This window comes from Variovorax sp. J31P179 (genome assembly GCF_030316985.1).
GTDB lineage: Bacteria > Pseudomonadota > Gammaproteobacteria > Burkholderiales > Burkholderiaceae_C > Variovorax > Variovorax ginsengisoli_B.
Window position 1 is genome coordinate 162,020 of sequence record NZ_JASZYL010000011.1, and the last position, 18,481, is coordinate 180,500.

22 protein-coding genes are annotated in these 18,481 nt (G+C 69.4%); 14 read left to right on the top strand and 8 right to left on the bottom strand.

Going from position 1 to position 18,481, the window contains the following annotated elements:
* Positions 1 to 5 precede the first annotated feature (5 nt).
* The 3 genes from QTI17_RS25935 to QTI17_RS25945 all read left to right on the top strand — a co-directional run bounded on the left by QTI17_RS25935 (position 6) and on the right by QTI17_RS25945 (position 1,582).
* On the top strand, positions 6 to 287 hold the full coding sequence (locus tag QTI17_RS25935; protein ID WP_286522852.1) for a DUF427 domain-containing protein: 282 nt from the start codon (positions 6 to 8) through the stop codon (positions 285 to 287).
* On the top strand, positions 284 to 1,024 hold the full coding sequence (locus tag QTI17_RS25940) for a 2OG-Fe dioxygenase family protein (RefSeq protein ID WP_286536557.1): 741 nt from the start codon (positions 284 to 286) through the stop codon (positions 1,022 to 1,024). The genes QTI17_RS25935 and QTI17_RS25940 overlap by 4 nt, the downstream gene beginning before the upstream one ends.
* Before the next feature lie 111 nt (positions 1,025 to 1,135).
* Positions 1,136 to 1,582, top strand: coding sequence for a universal stress protein (locus QTI17_RS25945; RefSeq protein WP_286503925.1), 447 nt, complete (start codon positions 1,136 to 1,138; stop codon positions 1,580 to 1,582).
* 6 nt (positions 1,583 to 1,588) lie between these two features.
* Here the strand turns inward: QTI17_RS25945 and QTI17_RS25950 are convergent, their stop codons facing one another.
* Positions 1,589 to 2,227 carry an RluA family pseudouridine synthase gene (locus tag QTI17_RS25950; protein ID WP_286536558.1) on the bottom strand — a complete coding sequence of 213 codons (639 nt, stop codon included), beginning with the start codon at positions 2,225 to 2,227 and terminating at the stop codon, positions 1,589 to 1,591.
* 124 nt (positions 2,228 to 2,351) lie between these two features.
* Here QTI17_RS25950 and QTI17_RS25955 point away from each other — a divergent pair, with 124 nt between their 5' ends.
* Entirely contained in the window at positions 2,352 to 3,539 is a 1,188-nt protein-coding gene (locus QTI17_RS25955) for an MFS transporter (protein WP_286536605.1), read from the top strand.
* A 3-nt stretch (positions 3,540 to 3,542) separates the two neighbouring features.
* On the opposite strand, the gene QTI17_RS25960 is transcribed toward QTI17_RS25955, so the two are convergent.
* The 3 genes from QTI17_RS25960 to QTI17_RS25970 are packed head-to-tail and all read right to left on the bottom strand — an operon-like array spanning position 3,543 to position 4,248.
* Entirely contained in the window at positions 3,543 to 3,824 is a 282-nt protein-coding gene (locus QTI17_RS25960; RefSeq protein ID WP_286536559.1) for a 2Fe-2S iron-sulfur cluster-binding protein, read from the bottom strand.
* Positions 3,821 to 4,105: a VF530 family protein gene (locus tag QTI17_RS25965; RefSeq protein WP_286536560.1), complete on the bottom strand. Its 285-nt coding sequence runs from the start codon at positions 4,103 to 4,105 to the stop codon at positions 3,821 to 3,823. The genes QTI17_RS25960 and QTI17_RS25965 overlap by 4 nt, the downstream gene beginning before the upstream one ends.
* Positions 4,102 to 4,248: a hypothetical protein gene (locus QTI17_RS25970; protein ID WP_286522844.1), complete on the bottom strand. Its 147-nt coding sequence runs from the start codon at positions 4,246 to 4,248 to the stop codon at positions 4,102 to 4,104. Before QTI17_RS25970 ends, QTI17_RS25965 begins: the two co-directional genes overlap by 4 nt.
* Positions 4,249 to 4,342: 94 nt before the next feature.
* On the opposite strand from QTI17_RS25970, the gene QTI17_RS25975 reads away from it, so the two are divergent.
* A complete protein-coding gene (locus QTI17_RS25975; RefSeq protein WP_286536561.1) occupies positions 4,343 to 4,858 on the top strand; it encodes a GNAT family N-acetyltransferase in 516 nt (171 codons plus the stop codon).
* Positions 4,859 to 4,870: 12 nt separating this feature from the next.
* The gene (locus QTI17_RS25980; protein ID WP_286536562.1) at positions 4,871 to 5,776 is read left to right on the top strand and encodes a DUF808 domain-containing protein; all 906 of its coding nucleotides are present in this window, start codon (positions 4,871 to 4,873) and stop codon (positions 5,774 to 5,776) included.
* A 24-nt stretch (positions 5,777 to 5,800) separates the two neighbouring features.
* Here QTI17_RS25980 and QTI17_RS25985 read toward each other — a convergent pair whose 3' ends face one another.
* Entirely contained in the window at positions 5,801 to 6,022 is a 222-nt protein-coding gene (locus QTI17_RS25985) for a hypothetical protein (RefSeq protein ID WP_286536563.1), read from the bottom strand.
* 266 nt (positions 6,023 to 6,288) lie between these two features.
* Between QTI17_RS25985 and QTI17_RS25990 the strand changes: the two genes are divergently transcribed.
* The 3 genes from QTI17_RS25990 (at position 6,289) to QTI17_RS26000 (ending at position 10,985) form a co-directional block, all read left to right on the top strand.
* The gene (locus tag QTI17_RS25990) at positions 6,289 to 9,657 is read left to right on the top strand and encodes an autotransporter outer membrane beta-barrel domain-containing protein (protein ID WP_286536564.1); all 3,369 of its coding nucleotides are present in this window, start codon (positions 6,289 to 6,291) and stop codon (positions 9,655 to 9,657) included.
* A 94-nt stretch (positions 9,658 to 9,751) separates the two neighbouring features.
* On the top strand, positions 9,752 to 10,168 hold the full coding sequence (locus tag QTI17_RS25995; protein ID WP_286536565.1) for a hypothetical protein: 417 nt from the start codon (positions 9,752 to 9,754) through the stop codon (positions 10,166 to 10,168).
* 19 nt (positions 10,169 to 10,187) lie between these two features.
* Positions 10,188 to 10,985, top strand: a complete 798-nt coding sequence (locus QTI17_RS26000) for an enoyl-CoA hydratase/isomerase family protein (RefSeq protein WP_286536566.1) — start codon at positions 10,188 to 10,190, stop codon at positions 10,983 to 10,985.
* A 97-nt stretch (positions 10,986 to 11,082) separates the two neighbouring features.
* Here the strand turns inward: QTI17_RS26000 and QTI17_RS26005 are convergent, their stop codons facing one another.
* Together QTI17_RS26005 and QTI17_RS26010 are read right to left on the bottom strand one after the other, a co-directional pair.
* On the bottom strand, positions 11,083 to 12,180 hold the full coding sequence (locus QTI17_RS26005; protein ID WP_286536567.1) for a M14 family metallopeptidase: 1,098 nt from the start codon (positions 12,178 to 12,180) through the stop codon (positions 11,083 to 11,085).
* 214 nt (positions 12,181 to 12,394) lie between these two features.
* On the bottom strand, positions 12,395 to 13,045 hold the full coding sequence (locus QTI17_RS26010) for a glutathione S-transferase (protein ID WP_286536568.1): 651 nt from the start codon (positions 13,043 to 13,045) through the stop codon (positions 12,395 to 12,397).
* A gap of 82 nt (positions 13,046 to 13,127) precedes the next feature.
* Here QTI17_RS26010 and QTI17_RS26015 point away from each other — a divergent pair, with 82 nt between their 5' ends.
* The 4 genes from QTI17_RS26015 (at position 13,128) to QTI17_RS26030 (ending at position 16,964) form a co-directional block, all read left to right on the top strand.
* Positions 13,128 to 13,790, top strand: coding sequence for an alpha/beta hydrolase (locus QTI17_RS26015; RefSeq protein WP_286536569.1), 663 nt, complete (start codon positions 13,128 to 13,130; stop codon positions 13,788 to 13,790).
* Positions 13,791 to 13,886: 96 nt separating this feature from the next.
* Entirely contained in the window at positions 13,887 to 15,464 is a 1,578-nt protein-coding gene (gene gshA, locus QTI17_RS26020; RefSeq protein ID WP_286536570.1) for a glutamate--cysteine ligase, read from the top strand.
* 119 nt (positions 15,465 to 15,583) lie between these two features.
* Positions 15,584 to 15,964 (top strand): response regulator, encoded by a 381-nt coding sequence (locus tag QTI17_RS26025; RefSeq protein ID WP_286536572.1) that lies wholly within the window; start codon positions 15,584 to 15,586, stop codon positions 15,962 to 15,964.
* An 82-nt stretch (positions 15,965 to 16,046) separates the two neighbouring features.
* Positions 16,047 to 16,964 (top strand): SDR family NAD(P)-dependent oxidoreductase, encoded by a 918-nt coding sequence (locus QTI17_RS26030; protein ID WP_286536574.1) that lies wholly within the window; start codon positions 16,047 to 16,049, stop codon positions 16,962 to 16,964.
* Positions 16,965 to 16,994: 30 nt separating this feature from the next.
* Here the strand turns inward: QTI17_RS26030 and QTI17_RS26035 are convergent, their stop codons facing one another.
* Complete coding sequence (locus tag QTI17_RS26035; RefSeq protein ID WP_286536575.1) at positions 16,995 to 17,354, bottom strand: HPF/RaiA family ribosome-associated protein; 360 nt, start codon at positions 17,352 to 17,354, stop codon at positions 16,995 to 16,997.
* A gap of 157 nt (positions 17,355 to 17,511) precedes the next feature.
* Here QTI17_RS26035 and ylqF point away from each other — a divergent pair, with 157 nt between their 5' ends.
* Positions 17,512 to 18,474, top strand: coding sequence for a ribosome biogenesis GTPase YlqF (gene ylqF, locus QTI17_RS26040; protein ID WP_286536576.1), 963 nt, complete (start codon positions 17,512 to 17,514; stop codon positions 18,472 to 18,474).
* Positions 18,475 to 18,481 lie beyond the last annotated feature (7 nt).

The following is an 18,481-nucleotide window of genomic DNA, read 5'->3' on the forward strand; positions in this document are numbered from 1 at the left end:
ACTTGATGAAAGCAGTTTGGAACGGCGTCACCGTGGCGCAGAGCGACGACACGGTGCTGGTCGAAGGCAATCACTACTTCCCCATGGATTCGCTCAACCGCGACCATGTGACCTTCAGCAATCACAAGACCACCTGCGCCTGGAAGGGCACGGCGAGCTATTTCTCGCTGCTGGTCAACGGCGAGCTGCATGCCGATGCGGCCTGGTACTACGCAGATCCCAAGCCCGAGGCCGAAATGGTCAAGAACCGCGTCGCCTTCTGGAAGGACGTGAAGGTGACGGAGTGAGCCTTGCGTTCAGTCCCCCCTTCACACCGCCCGACCGACTCGTTCCCACCCTGCGCCAGGACGGCTATGCGGTGCTGAGCCCGCAGGGCGTCGCCGACTGGCTGGGTACGCCGCTGGCACAGCTCGAAGCCCTGCACGACGACTGGTCCCATCTGCCGCCTGACGACTACCTGAAGGACGGCGGCCGCTATCGCACGCGCCGCCATGCCTGCTTCACGGTCGACGGCGCGACGCTCGAGCAGGCGCCCCACCGCGCCCACTGGCAACCAGTCGAATACAACGCCTTGCACGGCGGCATGCAGCGCTGGTTCGCGCCGATGGAGGCCGCGACCGTGGCGCAGCCGGCCTGGCAGCAGCTGATGCGCAGCCTCGGCGAGGTGGCCAGCGGCGTGCGCGGCACGCAGCGCTGGTATGTCGAGGCGCACCAGTTTCGCATCGATACCGCCGACGGCATCGGCCGCCCGACGCCCGAGGGCGCCCACCGCGACGGCGTCGACCTGGTGGCGGTGGCGCTGGTCGGGCGCCACAACATCAAGGGCGGCGAGACCCGCGTGTTCGAGGCCAGCGGGCGGCGCGGCGAACGCTTCACGCTGACCGAGCCGTGGACGCTGCTGCTGCTCGACGATGCCCGGGTGATCCACGAGTCGACGCCGATCCAGCCCTTGATCGAGGGCGAGGCCGGCTGGCGCGACACGCTGGTCGTCACCTGTCGCAGCGGCGGTTTCCAGGGCGATTGACGCCAGCGTTCCCGCTCCGCAGTCGTCCTACAACCGATGGCCGTGCCTTGGATGTAAATTCGAGGCCCGGTTCGCGCGAACGAGCCCTGTAGAGAACCAAAGAGGTCCGCCATGTTCAATCACATCCTGGTCCCGATCGACGGGTCCGACACCTCCATGCTCGCGGTCAGCAAGGCCAGCGGGCTGGCGCTGGCGTTCGGCAGTCGCATCACGCTCATCCATGTGGTGGACAACTACCCCTTCATCGGCGTCGGCGCGGACTATGCGCTGGGCCAGAACGAATACCTCGCGGCCGCCACCAGCAGCGCCAACGCGGCGCTGGCACGCGGCGTCGCGGCGCTGGCCGCCGAAGGCCTGCACAGCGACCAGCGCGTGATCGACGGCCATGTGGTGCACGAAGGCATCGTCGACACCGCGATCGCGATCGGTGCCGACCTGATCGTCATGGGGTCGCATGGGCGCACGGGCATCGAGAAGCTCTTGCTGGGCAGCGTCACGCAGCGCGTGCTGCAAGACGCCAAGTGCCCCGTGCTGGTGGTTCGCGGCGACCTCCACTGAAGGCCCTCAGGCGAACGGCAACGGACTTTCGAATCGGAGCGCCCGGCCATCGGCCGGGTGGTGCAGGGCGAGCGTGGCCGCGTGCAGCAGCAGGCGGGGCGCGCGTTGCCGGATATCCTCGCTGCCGTAGAGCGCGTCGCCCAGGATCGGGTGCCCGATCGACAGCAGATGTACACGCAACTGGTGGCTGCGCCCGGTCAGGGGCTCCAGCCACAGGTGGCTGGCCTGGCGTTCGGGAAGCAGCCGCTTCACGCGCCAGCGCGTCTGGCTCGGCTTGCCCGACGGATCGATTTTCTGCAGCGGCCGTCGCGGCCAGTCGGCCGCCAGCGGCGCGTCGATCAGCGACCATTCAGGCGACGCCGGCAGCAGGCCGTCGACGATCGCTTCATAGCCCTTGTGCACCTGCCGGTCCGCGAACGCATCGCCGAGCAGGCGCTGCATCTGCGCACTGCGCGCCATCAGCACCAGGCCGCTGGTCGCCATGTCGAGCCGGTGAACCACCCGCGCGTCGGGCCATTGGCGCTGGGCCCGGGCACTGAGGCAGTCCTGCTTGTCCTCGCCGCGGCCGGGCACGCACAGCAGTCCGGCGGGCTTGTCGAGCACCAGCAGGTGCGGGTCTTCGTGGATCGGCTGCAGCTCGGTCATCGGGAGACCGAGTCTAGGGCCTGCGAACAGGCCCTAGGCTCGGATATCCTCGACGCCGATGTCCGCCGCCTCCGAACCCGTCCGCGCCCCGAGTTTTTCCGACCTGACGAGCGAGCGGCCCTTCATGCGGCTGTGGTCGGCGCGGCTGTTCGGCACGGCCGCCAGCCAGATGCTGCTGGTGGCGATCGGGTGGCACATGTACGACCTCACCGGCAGTGCCTGGGATCTCGGACTGGTCGGTCTCTACCAGTTCGTGCCGGCGCTGCTGCTGGCATTGCTCGCCGGCCATGTGGTCGACCGGCACCATCGCGGCCGCATCGTGGCGGCCTGCTTCGGGGTCCAGGGCGCGGTGGCGCTGGTGTTGCTGCTCGCGGTGCAGGCCCGGCACGACACGCGCGGCCTGCTGCTCGCCCTGTCGCTCGTGCTTGGCGCCGTGCGTGCCTTCCAGATGCCGGCGCAGCAGGCGCTGACGCCGCTGCTGGTGTCGCCCATGATGCTGCCGCGCGCGATGGCCTTCAGCTCGGCCGGCATGCAGGGCGCCATCATCGGCGGGCCGGCGCTGGGCGGGCTGCTGTTCGTGGCCGGCATGGGCGTCGTCTACGGGGTCGCGGTGGCCTTCTTCGTGGTGGCGGCCGCACTGGTGCTGCGGCTTCGTTATGCGCACCTGCCGCCGGCGCGCGAGCCCGTCACCCTGCGCACCGTGCTGGCCGGCGTCGACTTCATCTGGAAGCGCAAGCCGGTGCTCGGCGCGGTCTCGCTCGACCTGTTCGCGGTGCTGCTCGGCGGCGCGGTGGCGCTGCTGCCGATCTATGCCAAGGACATCCTTCACACCGGGCCGTGGGGCCTCGGACTGCTGCGTGGTGCGCCGGCGGTGGGTGCGCTGGCCATGTCGATCCTGCTGACGCGGCGGCCGGTCGAGCGGCACGTGGGCCGCACGCTGCTGCTGGCGGTGGGGCTGTTCGGCGTCTGCATGGTGGTGTTCGGCATCTCGCGCAGCTTCACCGTGTCGCTGGTCGCGCTGGCGGTCTCCGGCGGCGCCGACATGGTCAATGTCGTGATCCGGCAAACCCTGGTGCAGCTCGAGACGCCCGACGCCATGCGTGGCCGCGTCAGCGCGGTCAACTCGATCTTCATCGGCGCCAGCAACCAGCTCGGCGAGTTCGAATCGGGCGCCACGGCGGCCTTGCTGGGGCCCGTGGGCTCGGTGGTGGCGGGCGGCGTCGGCACCGTGCTGGTGGCGCTGGCCTGGTTCAGGCTCTTTCCGTCGCTGGCGCAGCGCGACCGGATCGTCCGTCAGTCGGGGGCGGCGTGAAGCCTAGAAGACGGAGAACGCGTACGGCACGTCGAGCACGACATTCCCCACCGGCTCAGCCACGCACGGCAGGATCCAGCCCTCGGCCTTCTCGTCGACGCTGACGCCGGGCCACTCGATGCGATAGCGGATCTCGCCGCTCACGAGCCTGCACAGGCAGGTGCGGCAGGTGCCGTTGCGGCACGAACTCGGTAATTCGATGCCGGCGGCATCGGCGGCCTGCAACAGGGTCTGGCCGGCGTCGCAGTCGAAGCTGAAGCCGCCAGGCTGGATCTCGGCCTTCATTCGGGCCGCTGCGCCGCCGACTGCTGGCGGCGCTGGTCGCGCAGCATGAAGAGGTACAGGCTCTCGACCTTCTCGCGCGCCCACGGCGTCTTGCGCAGGAACTTCAGGCTCGAGGCCACGCTCGGGTCGCTGGTGAAGCAGCGCAGCGGAATGCGCTCGCCCAAGCCGGCCCAGCCGTAGTGCGCCGCCAGCGCGGTCACGATGGCTTCCAGCGTGAGCCCGTGCAGGGGATTGCGCGGCTGCTTCGGCGCGGCCGCGCCCGGAGCGGGCGCCTGGCTCACTTGTTCTTGAGCTTGCCGCGCGGAATCACGGCCGTGGTGATGGTGCGCACCGGCTCGATGGCGGCGCCCGGCGGCTTCGGCGGCGAAGTGTCCTTCTTCGGTTTCTTGGCTTCCTTGGTGCTGCGCTGCTGACTCTTTGCCATGGTTTTCTCTCCGGAATAGATGCGAATTGCGTCGGTCAGTTTAGCGGGGCGGCGACAATAGGCTGCTTCACCGTTCCGTTTCCCGCATTCATTCATGTCCGACTACGAAGTTCGCCCCGCCACCCTGCGCGATGCCAAAGCCATCGCCGAAGTCCACGCCGCCGCTGCCCGGGCCGCCTATGAAGGCATCCTGCCCGAGGACGAATTGCGCGCGCTGGCGCCTGCCACCCGCGAAGCCAAGTGGCGCGATGCCATCGAATTCAGCGAGCCGCAGGTGCAGGTCGCGGTGCTCGACGGCGAAGTGGTCGGCTTCGTCGGCTTCGACCGCTCGCGCGATGCCAAGACGCCGTCGACCACCGGCGAGATCTGGGCCATCTACGTCCTGCCCGAGCACTGGGACAAGGGCGTCGGCGTCGCCCTCTGGGACGCCGCGCGCGACGGCCTCGAGGAAGAGGGCTGCACCGTGGTCACGGTCTGGGTGCCGCTGCGCAACGATCGCGCCATGCGCTTTCACGAACTGGCCGGCTTCAAGCGCGAGATGAAGACCGCCAAGACCACGGCCATCGGGAGCGTGAAGATCGAGGAGATCCGCCTCAAGCGCAACGTCTAGCCGAACCACGCGATGGCCTCCAGCCTGCTGCTGCTGCTCGACGACATCGCGACGGTACTCGACGATGTCTCGGTCCTGACCAAGGTCGCGGCCAAGAAGACGGCCGGCGTGCTCGGCGACGACCTGGCGCTCAATGCGCAGCAGGTGTCGGGCGTCAAGGCCAACCGGGAACTGCCCGTGGTCTGGGCGGTCTGCAAGGGATCCTTCGTCAACAAGGCGATCCTGGTGCCGGCGGCGCTGGCCATCGGCACTTGGTTGCCGTGGCTGGTGACGCCGCTGCTGATGGTCGGCGGCGCCTTCCTGTGCTTCGAGGGTTGCGAGAAGCTCGCCCACAAGTTCCTGCACAAGGAAGAGCACGCGCAGGACACGGCCCGGCACGAGCACGCCGTGGCCGACGAGCACGTCGACATCGCGGCGGTCGAGAAGCAGAAGGTCAAGGGCGCGGTGCGCACCGATTTCATTCTCTCGGCCGAGATCATCGCCATCACGCTGGGCACGGTGCAGGGCCAGCCCTTCCTGACCCAGCTCACGGTGCTGGTCGGCATCGCGCTGATCATGACCGTCGGGGTCTACGGGCTGGTTGCCGGCATCGTCAAGCTCGACGATGCCGGCCTGTACCTGAGCCAGCGCCAGGGCGCGGGCTCGCGCGCCATCGGCCGCGCCATCCTGGTCGCGGCCCCCTGGCTCATGAAGGGGCTTTCGATCGCCGGCACCGCGGCGATGTTCCTGGTCGGCGGCGGCATCCTGGTGCACGGTGTGCCGGCGCTGGGCCATGCGGTAGCGGCCTGGGCGGGGAACGTCGGCGGCCTGCTGGGCGGCCTGGCCTCGATGGGCGCCAATGCCGCGGTCGGGATCGTCGCCGGCAGCCTGGTGCTGGCCGGGGTCGAACTTGTGAAGCGGGTGCGCCGGACCCGCTGAGCCAGGCCGGCCGCGGGCGTTCTTTCAGCGGTCCCGGCCCCGGGCCCGCTGCACCAGGGCCACGACCACCAGCGCGACGCCCAGCACCAGCGCGAACCATCCCACCACGGAGGCCCCGCCGACCGTCTCGCGCCAGCCTGGCGAACTCAGGAAGTTGGGGGCGATCAGCACCGCGGCGCCGATGAGGATGCACAGCACGCCGCGCTCGATCATGCGCGGGTTGCGGGAGGGTCGTCTGGAAGCCATCGTGCGAGTGTAGGGCGCCGGCTGGCTGTCACGGCAGTGTGACAGCGGTCGGTCCAGCGCCGGCGCAGCCCCGATTCAGTGCCAGGTCGCCGTTCGACACGGTGGCTGCTGGGATCACTGCTATCTGAACCATAGCGTTGTTAATTGAAAGTGCACCATTTGTGCGCAATCCGTGAACTTGTTCCAACGAAAAAGAGTACCTAACTACTACAGTCGTAAGTATTAGTTTTGGCCTCCGGGCCCCTCGTTTTCGGAAGAGCAACCGCATGAACCGCGTTTTCAGTGTCGTCTGGAATTCCTCCCTTCAGGTCTGGGCCGTGGCGTCCGAACTGGCGCCGCGTGCCGGCAAGACGACGACGCGCAGCGTTGTGGTGGGCGGGATCGCCGCCGCGCTGCTGGGCTTCGGCGGGGCCGCGACAGCCGCCTGCACGACCAGCGTCGACGTGATCACCTGCGACACCAGCAGCACGCAGGCCACGACGGTGGGCACGGGGCCCGGCATGCCGCAGAACATCTCGGTGATCGTCAACGCCGACGCCCAGGTGAGCACCGGCGACCACACCGCGATCAGCATCGGCGACCACTCCAGCATCGTGATCCACGACAACGCCACGGTCGAGAACCTGGCGCTGAACGGTTCCACCGGCCCCTACGGTACGGGCGCCAACACGATAGAGATGGGCTCGAACAACACGCTGACCATCGCTCAGGGAGCCAAGGTGCTGTCGAGCGGTTCGTCGAGCACGGCCGAGGCGATCAATCCGATCGGCAGCGGCAACGTGATCGTCAACAACGGCGAGATCCGCTCGAGCGCGGGCGGCGGCGCCTTCTGGTTCGAGGCGAACTCGGGCCACAACACCGTCGTCAACGGTGCCACCGGCATCATCGCGTTCACTGGCGGCTCGGACAACATCATGGGCGTGTCCGGCACGATGGCGATAGATTTCACCAACAAGGGCCAGGTGCTGGGCTCGCTGACCTTCGCCGACGGCGACGACCGGCTGACCATCCACGACGGCTCGAAGATCACCGGCAGCATCAACGGCGGCGGCGGCAGCAACACGCTGGCCCTCGGCGGCACCGGGGTCGACACCTTCGACAAGGCGTTCTCCAACTTCCAGACCCTGGTCAAGGAGGACAGCGGGACCTGGACCTACAAGAACCTGCTGCCCGGTTCGGGCATCACCAGCACCCGGGTGGCGGGCGGCACGCTGGTGCTCGGCTCCGACGCCAGCACCTATGCGGGCAGCATGACGGTCGAAGCCGCCGGCACGCTCGAGACCCCCGCCGCCTTCGCGCCCCTGGCGATCACCGACAACGGCCTGGTGCGTTTTGCACAGCCGGCCGACGCCAGCTACACCGGCCTGTTGAGCGGATCGGGCGGCATCGAGAAGACCGGCGCCGGCACCCTGACACTGACCCGCGACCAGGCCATCACCGGCACGACCACGATCAGCGCCGGCACCTTGAGGCTGGGCACGGGTGTCACGGGCGGTAAGGTCGACGGGCCGATCGTCGACAACGGCGCCCTGGTGATCCACCGGTCGGACGCCGTCACCTTCGGCGCGCCGATCAGCGGCAGCGGCAGCGTGACCCAGCTCGGCAGCGGCGTCACCACCTTCACGGCCGACAACAGCTACCTGGGCGGCACCACCATCGCGGCCGGCACGCTGCAGCTCGGCAACGGCGGCTTCACCGGCGGCGTGGTCGGCGCGATCGTCAACGACGCGGCCCTGGTCATCAACCGTTCGAATGCCCTGACCCTGGCCGGCCCGATCAGCGGCAGCGGCCGCGTCACGCAGCTCGGCACCGGCAGCACGACCTTCACCGCCGACAACAGCTACACCGGCGGCACGACCATCGTCGCCGGCGCGCTGCACCTCGGCGACGGCGGCACGACCGGCAGCGTGGCGGGCAACATCCGGAACGACTCGATGCTGGTCCTGAACCGCTCGAACACGCTGCAGCTGGCGGGCGCGATCAGCGGCAGCGGCGACTTGCTGCAGATTGGCGGCGGCACCTCGGTGCTGTCGGGCGCCAACAACTACAGCGGCGCGACCACGGTCGCCGCCGGCACGCTGAAGGCCGGTGCGGCCGGTGCCTTGAGCGCCGCGTCGGCTCACACGGTGGCGGCGGGCGCGACGCTCGACACCGGCGGCTTCGACCAGCGCGTGGCGTCGCTTCGCAACGCCGGCACGGTCAGCCTGCTCGGCGCCGCCGTGGGCAGCAGCCTGACGGTGAACGGCGCCTACATCGGCAGCGGCGGCGTGCTGAGCCTCGGCACCGTGCTGGGCGGCAGCGGCAGCCTCAGCGACCGCCTGGTGCTCGATGGCGCCGGCGCCAGCGCCAGCGGCAAGACCACGGTGCGCATCACCAACCTCGGCGGCCTCGGCGGCCTGACCGCCGGCAACGGCATCGAGGTGGTGAGCGCCGTCGGTGGCGCCACCACCACGGCGCAGACCACGCGCGACGCCTTCGCCCTGGCCAATGGCCATGTCGACGCGGGTGCCTTCGAATACCGCCTCTATGCGGCCGACGCCTCGGGGGCAGGGGAGAACTGGTATTTGCGCTCGACGACGACGGTGTCGCCGACGCCGCCGACGATCCCGCCGGTGCTCGAGAACACCAACACGGGCAAGACCGAGTCGCCGGCCATCGTCGTGCCGACCTACCGCGCCGAAGTGCCGTTGTTCGCCGCGCTGCCGGCCCAGCTGCGCCAGTCCGACCTGGCGATGCTGGGCAACCTGCATCGGCGCGTGGGCGATGAACTGGCGCCGGCGGCCGGCGCGGCGGCCGGCGACCCGTCCGGCGGCCGCCAGGCCTGGGCGCGCGCGGTCTACAGCGACCTCGACATCCGGCAGGAAGGCCCGGCATCGGCCCAGAGCCAGGGCCACGTGAGCGGCATCCAGGCCGGCACCGACCTGCTGGCCAGCGGCGCCTGGCGTGCCGGCCTCTACGTCGGCACGCTCGACGGCAATGCCGGCGTGGTCGGCAATGCGCGCGGGCTGATCGCCTCGGTCGGGAGCAACGACCTGAAGTCGCGCTTTCTTGGCGGCTATGCGACCTGGATGGACGGCGACGGCCTCTACGCCGACGCCGTGCTGCAGGGCGGGCGCCACAGCTACACCGTGCAGCCCTACGGCAACCTGAACATCGACGGCAAGGCGAGCAGCCTCACGGCCTCGATCGAGGCCGGCAAGGCCTTCGCCCTGGGCGAGGGCTGGACGATCGAGCCGCAGGCCCAGCTGATCCACCAGAGCATGCGCTTCGACAACGTGCTGATCGGCGGCGCGCTGGTGACGCAGGATGCCGGCGGCGGCTGGATCGGCCGTCTGGGCGTGCGCGTCAAGGGCGACGTCATGACCGCGGCCGGACGGCTCCAGCCCTATGGCCGCCTCAACGTCTACCGCGCCGGCTCGGGGACCGACGTCGCGACCTTCATCGGTCCGGCGGCGAGCACCCCGATCGCCAGCCCGGTCGGCTATACCTCGACCGAGGTGGCCGCCGGCATGACGCTGGCGCTGACCTCCGCCACCACGCTCTACGGCGAAGTCGGGCAGATCTACAGCGCCGGCGGCGCCGCCAAGGTCCAGTCGACGCTGCAGGGCTCGATCGGCATGCGGCTGCGCTGGTAGACGGGCGTGCGGCGGGCCTGGATTGGGTTCAAATACGCTTCCAGCAGCCGCCCCCGCCGGGCGGTGATCCGAAGCCATCGCCAGACCGGAACCCATGGACCATTCTCGTACCCGACTTTCCGTTTCCCTCGGGCGCATCGTTGCGCCGCTGCTGCTCGCCTTCGCCGCCTCGGGCGCGCCCGCGCAGCAGGACGCCGACCGCTTTCCCGCCGCCGCGATGAGCTTCCTGGGCGGCGAGCTGCCGGCCATGGAAGCCGCCATCACTGCGCGCGACCGCGACTATTTCGAGGACGCGATGGGCCGGATGCTCGACTTCTCCGACAGCTGGGGCTTCAAGACGCGCGACAACCCGGCGCTGGCGCGCTTCCCGATGTGCACCGATGCCGTGTCGGATTTCCTGGTGGTCGGCATGTGCCGCATCATGACCACCAATTCGGCCTGCGAGCCCGGCATGGCAGCCAGGTTCAACAGCAACCTGCAGAAGTGCCGCGAGCTCGCGGCCAAGCTCTGACGACCCGAGGGACTGCACCATGGACTACGGCCACTACCGCACCCTGTCGATCACCCGCCGCGGCGACGCCGGCGCCGTGCTCGACATCCAGATGCGCGCCGCCAACGGCAAACTGCCCACGGCCGGGCCTGACGGCCACCGCGAGCTGGCCGAGATCTGGCGCGACGTAGCGGCCGACGACAGCGTGCGCTGCGCCGTGCTGCGCGGCGAAGGCATGGGCTTCTCGGGCGGCGGCGACCTGGCCATGGTCGAGCAGATGTCGGTCGACGACGCGGTCCGGACCCGGGTCTGGAAAGAGGCGCGAGACCTGGTCTACAACCTGATCAATTGCGACAAGCCGATCGTCAGCGCGATGCATGGGCCGGCGGTCGGCGCCGGGCTGGTGGCCGGGCTGCTGGCCGACATCTCGATCGCCAGCAAGACCGCGAAGATCGTCGACGGCCACACCCGCCTGGGCGTCGCGGCGGGCGACCATGCGGCGATCGTCTGGCCGCTGCTGTGCGGCATGGCCAAGGCCAAGTACCACTTGCTGCTGTGCGAGCCGGTGAGCGGGGAGGAGGCCGAACGCATCGGCCTGGTCTCGCTGGCGGTCGACGAGCCCGAGCTGCTGCCGCGCGCCTACGAACTGGCCGACCGGCTGGCGGCCGGCAGCCAGAGTGCGATCCGCTTCACCAAGTACGCGCTCAACAACTGGCTGCGCCAGGCCGGGCCGACTTTCGACGCCTCGCTGGCGCTCGAGTTCATGGGCTTCGCCGGGCCCGACGTGCGCGAAGGCGTGGCCTCGCTGCGCGAGCGGCGGGCGCCGAAGTTCGGCTGAATCGTTTCAGGCCGGCGCCGGGCCGCCCCAAGGCGGCCTGCGGCCCCCTCGGGGGGCAGCGACCCACACGAAGTGGGGGAGCGTGGGGGCCATGTCTTCAGGCCGACTTCAGACCTTGCAGCGTCTGCAGCAGCACCACGCGGGTCTGCCCCAGCACCATGCCCTTCCATTCGTCGTTGTCGCAATAGAAGGCATCGCGCAGGTCCTGGCGGATCGCGCGTTGCTGGGTTGCCGGCGCTTCCGGATGGCGGCGCAGCCAGGTGTCGGCGCGCAGCCGGTTGAGCACCTCCAGGTCGGGCAGGGTGCCGAACTCCAGGCCCATCAGCGAGGCCCGGGCCTGCGGGCACTCGTCGTACACCGTCGACACCACGGGACCCGAGACGTCGGCCGAGGCCGAATTGCCCTCGAAGGGCGCGAACACGTCGGCGCCCCACCAGGCGCGCGCGCGGGCCAGATCGGCCACCGCGTTGCGGCCCGGGTAGATCTTCTCGCCGTGGCCGTAGGGACCGAGGCCGGTGTGGATGTCGATCCAGGCGATGTCGGTGGCGTTCGCCGCGTACTTGCGCAGGATCGCACGCACCGTGCGGTTGCTCCACGATGGCCCGGTGCCGCCGTAGAACACGCCGTCGGGCGAGGCGTACTGGCCCGCGGTCACCGCGGTGCGGTAGGCGCGCAGGCCGTGCTGCGCGATGTAGGCGGCCATCGCGGCCTCGTCGTCGGCGCCAGGCGGCCAGCTGGCCGGCAGCACGAAAGGCTCGACCTCGGCGTAGGCCGCGTTGACCGGCGGCGGCGCATCGAAGGAGATGTGGTTGCGGTTGAGGTCGATGTTGTCCTCGTTGGTCCGATGCAGGTGCGAGAAGCCGTGCGGGTTCACCGCATGCACCAGCAACAGCGCGACGCCCGCCTGCGCCAGCCGGGCCAGCAGGTCGGCATCGTGCAGCGTCGCCACCTGGCAGCCGGAGCCGCTGAACCCCTCGGGGCCATGGGTGCCGGAGCTCACGATCAGCAGCTTGGCGGCGCCGGGCGCGCCGATCAGCGCGACGTCGGTGGCCAGCGTCTCGCCGAGTGCGCCGCGATGGGCCTCGAGCACGAAGGATTCGACCGTGGCGCCGCTTCCGGCGGCGGCGTCGAGGAACTTGCGCCGGGCCTCGGCGTAGGTGCCTGAAAAATGGCGGGTGGCTGCGGAAGTGTGCATCGTGGGTCCTTGGGATGTCATTCGGGTTCAAGCGGGCTGATGGGCGCCCGCCGCGTCGATGTCCTTGCCGGTGAAGTCCTTGAGCCACAGAAGGCCCAGCAGCGACACCAATGTCATGGCGAGAAGGTAACAGGCCGGCAGGCAAACATCGTGCCCCGGCCGCCCAGCACTTCGTCGAGTGCGTGCAGCTGGCTGCGAAGGCGCAAGCAGGTTCTCAGGCGTAGCGCGCCAGCATGGCCTCGGTGTTGGTCTTGCGGTCGGCGTTGACCGTGGCCACGTGCGGCCGCTGGCCCATGCGCTTGAGGTAGTCGCGCGAGGCCGGCAGCAGCTCGGCCAGCAGGTCGCGCCCGTAGATCAGCCGAGTCGCATTGGCGACCAGCGGCAGGTGCGTGATCGCGGCGCAGTCGGCCAGGGTGAACCGGTCACCGGCGATGAAGGGCGTGTCGAAGCGCGCCAGCTTGCCGAAGGCCGGGATGTTCTTTTCGAGCTGCTGGCCGATCTTCTGCTTGAGGCCGTCGCTGACCTTGCCGCCGAAGAAGGCCTCGGGGTAGAGGTTGCGGGCCACCAGTTCGAGGTGCAGTTCGAGGTAGAGATTCAACTCGCGCACCTTCGCGGCGGCATAGGGGTCGGCCGGCAGCAGCGGAATGTCGGGGTAGGCGGCCTCGATGTACTCGTTGATCGCGGCCGACTCGCACAGCATGCCCTGGTCGGTCCGCAGGTAAGGCACCTTGCCGAGCGGCGAGGCCGTCAGGTCGGTTTCGCCGATCCAGGCCAGCTCTTCGTCGAAGCGAACGTTCTTCTCGAGCAGCGCCAGCTTGACCTTGTTGTAGTAGTTGCTGGCGGCGAAGCCGATGAGTGTCAGCATGGGATGTCTCCTTGGTTGGTTCGGCCGCCATTCTTGCCGGCTTGCCCGAACCCGGGCCGATTTCTGCGGTAACTTCGGTGCCATGTCACATCCGCCCATCGAAATCGAAACCGGCCCGAACCCCACGGCCACCGTCCTCCTCATGCACGGCCTCGGCGCCGACGGCAACGACTTCGTGCCGATCGCCAACGAACTGGACCTGTCGTCGGTCGGTCCGGTGCGTTTCGTGTTCCCGAACGCGCCGGTGATCCCGGTCACCATCAATGGCGGCTATCGCATGCCGGCCTGGTACGACATCCTGGGCGCCGACCTCGCCAAGCGCGAGGACGAGGCCGGCCTGCGCGGCTCGCAGCAGACCCTCGAGGCGCTGATCGCCAACGAGAAGGCCCGCGGCATCCCGGCCTCCCGGATCGTGATCGCCGGTTTCTCCCAGGGTTGCGCGATGGCCTTCATGACCGGCCTGCGCCATCCGGAGCGGCTGGCCGGCATCGTCGGCCTGTCCGGCTACCTGCCGCTGGCCGACCTGACGGCGGCCGAGCGCGACCCGGCCAACCAGCAGACGCCGATCTTCCAGGCCCACGGCCAGCGCGACGGCGTGGTGGTGATTGCCAGGGCGATCCAGGGCCGCGACACCCTGAAGGCGCTGGGCTACGACCTCGAGTGGCACGAGTACCCCATGGAGCACTCGGTCTGCATGGAGGAAATCGCCGACCTGAACCGTTTCCTGGTCCGGGTGCTAGGCTGAAAAGGGGGCGCCGGCGGCGGATTTTCAGTCCGCCTGCGCGCCTTTTCCGGTCATGCTACCTTCCGTCCCCACGAAAGAACGATGGGTGATAACTAAATGAGTAACTTCAAGGAGCGCCTGGACGCGCTCTCGCCCGCGCGGCTCCGGGGGGTGCGGCGCGGGATCGAGAAGGAAAGCCTGCGGGCGCAACCCGATGGCAAGCTGGCCCTGACACCGCATCCCGCGGCGCTGGGCTCGGCGCTCACGCACCCCCACATCACGACCGATTTCAGCGAATCCCAGCTGGAGCTGATCACCGGCGCCCATGCGGACGTCGACACGGCATTGGACGAACTCGTGCGCGTGCACCAGTTCACCTACCGCGTGCTCGATGAGGCCGGCGACGAGCGCCTGTGGGTGTCGAGCATGCCCTGCGGCCTGCCGACCGACGAGACCATCCCGATCGGGCGCTACGGATCGTCCAACGTGGGCCGCGCCAAGAGCGTCTACCGCATGGGCCTGAGCCACCGCTACGGGCGGCGCATGCAGACCATCTCGGGCATCCACTACAACTGGTCGCTGCCGGACGTGTCGAGCGAGCAGTACTTCGCGCTGATCCGCAACTTTCGCCGCCACGCCTTCCTGCTGCTGTATCTGTTCGGCGCCTCGCCGGCGCTGTGTTCGAGCTTCGTCGACGGCCGGCCGCACGAGTTGCAGCCGCTGGGCGAGGGCAGCATGCACATGCCGCACGGCACCTCGCTGCGGATGGGCCGCCTGGGCTACCAGAGCGACGCGCAGGCCTCGCTGGCGGTGAGCTACAACAGCCTCGACGGCTACGGCGCCTCGCTGCAAGATGCGCTGACCCGGCCCTGGCCGGCCTACGAGGCGATCGGCATCCGCAACCTGGGCGGCGACTACAACCAGCTCGCCACCAGCCTGCTGCAGATCGAGAACGAGTTCTACGGCACGATCCGCCCGAAGCGCGTGATCTACCCGGGCGAGCGCCCGCTGCACGCACTGCGCGAGCGCGGCGTCGAGTACGTCGAGGTCCGCCTGATGGACCTCGACCCCTTCGAGCCGGTCGGCATCAATGCCCAGACCATGCGCTTTCTCGATGTCTTCCTGCTGCACTGCCTGCTGTCCGACAGTCCGCCGGACACGCGCGAGGAGATCGCCGACCTGGCGCACAACCAGCACCTGACCGCCGCCCGCGGGCGCGAGCCCGGCCTGCGGCTGCGGCGCGGCGGCCGCGAGGCCGGTCTGACCGAGTGGGGCGCCGAGCTGCTGGAGCAGTTCGGCCCGATCGCCGCCGCGCTCGACGCGGCGCACGGCGGCACGCAGCATGCCGATGCGGTGCGCGCGGCCGGCGTGGCGCTCGGCGACCCGGCCGTGCTGCCCTCGGCCCGCGTGCTCGAGGCCATGAAGGCCCACGGCGATTCCTTCGTCGGCTTCGTGCGTGCCCGCTCCGAGGCCACCCGCGAGGCGCTGCTCGCGCTGCCGTTCGCGGAGGCGCAGCGGACCCTCTTCGAGCGCATGACCCAGACCTCGATCGAGGCCCAGAAGCGGATCGAGGCCAGCGACAGCATGCCGTTCGAGATCTACCGCGAGCAGTACGTGTCGCCGGCGCGGCTCGGCTTCAAGAACCACTGGGCCGAGACGCCGGCCGAACCGGTGAGCCAGCGCGCCGCGCTGTGAGCGGCACGGGCGGGTAGGTCGCTGCCTACCCGCATTGACCGCCGTGACCCACCCGCCTGCGCGCGGCGCCGGGGATGATGGCAACAGAGACATAAACCGCACTCTGTTGACATCCCACCATGACTTTCAAGACCTACCTGGTCGAAGACAACCCCGTCATCCGCGAGAATCTGGTCGGCTTTCTCGAAGAGATCGTCGATGCCACCGTGGTCGCGCACGCCAGCGGCGAAGACGAGGCCGTGGCCTGGCTGCGCCAGCATGGCGAGGGCTGGGACGTGGCCATCGTCGATCTCTTCCTCGACCAGGGCAACGGGCTCGGCGTGGTCGACGCCTGCCGCCAGCGGGCCGCTCACCAGAAGGTGCTGGTGGTCAGCAACTACGCCACTCCCGACGTCCGTGCCCGCTCCAAGGCGCTCGGTGCCGACGCCTTCTTCGACAAGTCGGGGGAAATCGACCTGCTGCTCGACTACTGCGAGCGCCTGAGTCGCCGAAACGACTGATCCGCCCGCTGCGCCCGCCGGGCGGCCTGCTTTCTGGGGTAAAACGCGTCGCGTCAACGACTCCTACGAAAGCACTGAAAGCATGAGCAGCATCGATTTCAAGGGCCGCGTGGCCATCGTGACCGGCGCCGGCGGCGGGCTGGGCCGCCAGCACGCGCTGGCATTGGCGGCGCGCGGCGCCAAGGTGGTGGTCAACGACCTCGGCGGTGCCCGCGACGGCTCCGGCGGTTCGGTCAGCGCCGCCCAGGCGGTGGTCGACGAGATCCGGGCGGCCGGCGGCGAGGCGATCGCCAATGGTGCCTCGGTGACCGATTTCGAGGCCGTGCAGGCGATGGTCGCGCAGGCGGTGGCCACCTGGGGCCGGGTCGACATCCTGGTCAACAATGCAGGCATCCTGCGCGACAAGAGCTTCGCCAAGATGGAACTGGCTGACTTCCGGCTGGTGATGGACGTCCACCTGATGGGCGCCGTGCATTGCACCAAGGCGGTCTGGGCGCTCATGAACGAGCAGAAATACGGCCGCATCGTGATGACCACCTCGTCCTCGGGCCTGTACGGCAACTTCGGCCAGAGCAACTACGGCGCCGCCAAGCTGGCGCTGGTGGGCCTGATGCAGACCCTGTCGATCGAGGGCGCGAAGAACGACATCCGCGTCAACTGCCTGGCGCCGACCGCCGCCACCCGGATGACCGAGGACCTGATGCCCGAAGCCGTGCTCGAGGCCTTGAAGCCCGAGGCCGTGGTGCCGGCGATGCTGGTGCTGGCCGGCCAGGAGGCGCCGAACCGCACCATCCTGTGCGCCGGCGCGGGCAGTTTCGAGGCGGCCCACATCACCTTGACGAACGGCGCCTGGATCGGCCTCGGCGGCGATGCACCGGAGCGGCTCGCCGACCGGCTGGCCGAAGTGACCGACCGCAGCGGCGAGATCGTCCCGCAGAGCGGCGCCGCGCAGGGCAGCAACGAGGTCGGCAAGGCGATGGCGAACGCCGGCCGGCACTGATGTTGCGGCCCGGGCACGCGCGGGCCCTCCTTATTCGACCACCGCGTCGCCGTCCTTGCGGATCGAGTCGCGGTCGCGGCGGCCATAGAGCCGGCCCAGGGTGCTGTCGAGGGCGCGCTTGAGCTTTTCGGCGGCGCCGCGGAAGGCCTCGTCGAGGCCGGCCGCGTGGTGGCTCACGGCGAGCGGCTGATGGCCCGCGATGCGGGCCTCCATCGCGCAGCGCTTGTCCGCACCGCCGCTGGCGGTGTGGTTCTCGTCGCTCAGGTGGATCTCGACGCGCGTGACCTCGGCCGCGAAGCGGGCCAGGGTCTGGCGCATCTCGGTGTCGGCCCAGCGCTCCAGGGCTTCCTTGTTCTCGATGCCGTTGCCGGTGTTGATCTGGATCTGCATGGTGAGCGGTCCTTTCCTCGCAAAACCCTACTGTGCCCTGATCGGCGCGTGCAAGACGTAAGCATTTCGGCAACGTGGTCGAGGTCGGAACGACCACCTGCGCGGCGCGGCGACAATGGCGGGCCCGCATCCCGCAGACAGAGAAAGAATTTCCCCGATGGCCATCCAGTGGTTCCCCGGTCACATGCACCTGACCCAGAAGGCCATTGCCGAACGGATCAAGGACATCGACGTCGTCATCGAGCTGCTCGACGCCCGCCTGCCCGGATCGAGCGCCAACCCGATGCTGGCCGAGCTCACCGGCCACAAGCCGGGACTCAAGGTGCTCAACAAGCAGGACCTGGCCGACCCGGCCTGCACCGCGCTCTGGCTGGCCCACTACAACGCGCTGCCCGAGACCCGCGCGATCGGCCTCGACGCCAGCCAGACCACGCCGGCGCGCCAGCTGATCGATGCCTGCCATGCGCTCTCGCCGGCCCGCGGCGGCATGGCCAAGCCGATGCGGGTGCTGATCTGCGGCATTCCCAATGTCGGCAAGTCGACACTGATCAACACCCTCACCGGCAGCCGCAAGGCCAAGACCGGCGACGAGGCCGGCATCACCAAGCTGGAGCAGCGCATCACGCTGGCCGACGACTTCTACCTGTGGGATACGCCGGGCATGCTGTGGCCGCGAATCATCGTCGCCAAGAGCGGCTACAACCTGGCGGCCAGCGGCGCCATCGGGCGCAACGCCTTCGACGAGGAAGAGGTGGCGCTCGAACTGCTCGACTATCTCAAGGGCCACTACGCGGGCTTGGTCGAGGCCCGTTTCAAGATCGATCCGATCGGCGCGCTGAGCGACGAAGAGGTGCTCGAGGCGATCGGCCGCAAGCGCGGCGCGCTGCTCGGCAAGGGCCGGGTCAACCTGCAGAAGGCGGCCGAGATCGTGATGAACGAATTCCGCAGCGGCAACATCGGCCGCATCACGCTGGAGACGCCCGGGGAGTTCGCCGAGTGGCTGGCGGCCGGACAGCTGCTCGATGCCGAGCGCGCCGCGAAGAAGGCGGCCCGGGGACGCAAGAAGGGTTCTGGCCGGCGCGAAGACGCGCAGCCGGATCCGGCGGACGATCCGGCCTGAGCACCGT

What these genes read in the sequence shown, in the direction of transcription:
- gshA (WP_286536570.1), top strand. Translation starts at nt 13,887, where the DNA reads ATGAGTAACTTCAAGGAGCGCCTGGACGCGCTCTCGCCCGCGCGGCTC.
- QTI17_RS25990 (WP_286536564.1), top strand. Translation starts at nt 6,289, where the DNA reads ATGAACCGCGTTTTCAGTGTCGTCTGGAATTCCTCCCTTCAGGTCTGG.
- QTI17_RS25960 (WP_286536559.1), bottom strand. Translation starts at nt 3,824, where the DNA reads ATGAAGGCCGAGATCCAGCCTGGCGGCTTCAGCTTCGACTGCGACGCC.
- QTI17_RS26000 (WP_286536566.1), top strand. Translation starts at nt 10,188, where the DNA reads ATGGACTACGGCCACTACCGCACCCTGTCGATCACCCGCCGCGGCGAC.
- QTI17_RS25950 (WP_286536558.1), bottom strand. Translation starts at nt 2,227, where the DNA reads ATGACCGAGCTGCAGCCGATCCACGAAGACCCGCACCTGCTGGTGCTC.
- QTI17_RS25975 (WP_286536561.1), top strand. Translation starts at nt 4,343, where the DNA reads ATGTCCGACTACGAAGTTCGCCCCGCCACCCTGCGCGATGCCAAAGCC.
- QTI17_RS25970 (WP_286522844.1), bottom strand. Translation starts at nt 4,248, where the DNA reads ATGGCAAAGAGTCAGCAGCGCAGCACCAAGGAAGCCAAGAAACCGAAG.
- QTI17_RS26010 (WP_286536568.1), bottom strand. Translation starts at nt 13,045, where the DNA reads ATGCTGACACTCATCGGCTTCGCCGCCAGCAACTACTACAACAAGGTC.
- ylqF (WP_286536576.1), top strand. Translation starts at nt 17,512, where the DNA reads ATGGCCATCCAGTGGTTCCCCGGTCACATGCACCTGACCCAGAAGGCC.
- QTI17_RS26015 (WP_286536569.1), top strand. Translation starts at nt 13,128, where the DNA reads ATGTCACATCCGCCCATCGAAATCGAAACCGGCCCGAACCCCACGGCC.
- QTI17_RS25985 (WP_286536563.1), bottom strand. Translation starts at nt 6,022, where the DNA reads ATGGCTTCCAGACGACCCTCCCGCAACCCGCGCATGATCGAGCGCGGC.
- QTI17_RS25945 (WP_286503925.1), top strand. Translation starts at nt 1,136, where the DNA reads ATGTTCAATCACATCCTGGTCCCGATCGACGGGTCCGACACCTCCATG.
- QTI17_RS25980 (WP_286536562.1), top strand. Translation starts at nt 4,871, where the DNA reads ATGGCCTCCAGCCTGCTGCTGCTGCTCGACGACATCGCGACGGTACTC.
- QTI17_RS26030 (WP_286536574.1), top strand. Translation starts at nt 16,047, where the DNA reads ATGAGCAGCATCGATTTCAAGGGCCGCGTGGCCATCGTGACCGGCGCC.
- QTI17_RS26025 (WP_286536572.1), top strand. Translation starts at nt 15,584, where the DNA reads ATGACTTTCAAGACCTACCTGGTCGAAGACAACCCCGTCATCCGCGAG.
- QTI17_RS25935 (WP_286522852.1), top strand. Translation starts at nt 6, where the DNA reads ATGAAAGCAGTTTGGAACGGCGTCACCGTGGCGCAGAGCGACGACACG.
- QTI17_RS25995 (WP_286536565.1), top strand. Translation starts at nt 9,752, where the DNA reads ATGGACCATTCTCGTACCCGACTTTCCGTTTCCCTCGGGCGCATCGTT.
- QTI17_RS26005 (WP_286536567.1), bottom strand. Translation starts at nt 12,180, where the DNA reads ATGCACACTTCCGCAGCCACCCGCCATTTTTCAGGCACCTACGCCGAG.
- QTI17_RS25955 (WP_286536605.1), top strand. Translation starts at nt 2,352, where the DNA reads ATGCGGCTGTGGTCGGCGCGGCTGTTCGGCACGGCCGCCAGCCAGATG.
- QTI17_RS26035 (WP_286536575.1), bottom strand. Translation starts at nt 17,354, where the DNA reads ATGCAGATCCAGATCAACACCGGCAACGGCATCGAGAACAAGGAAGCC.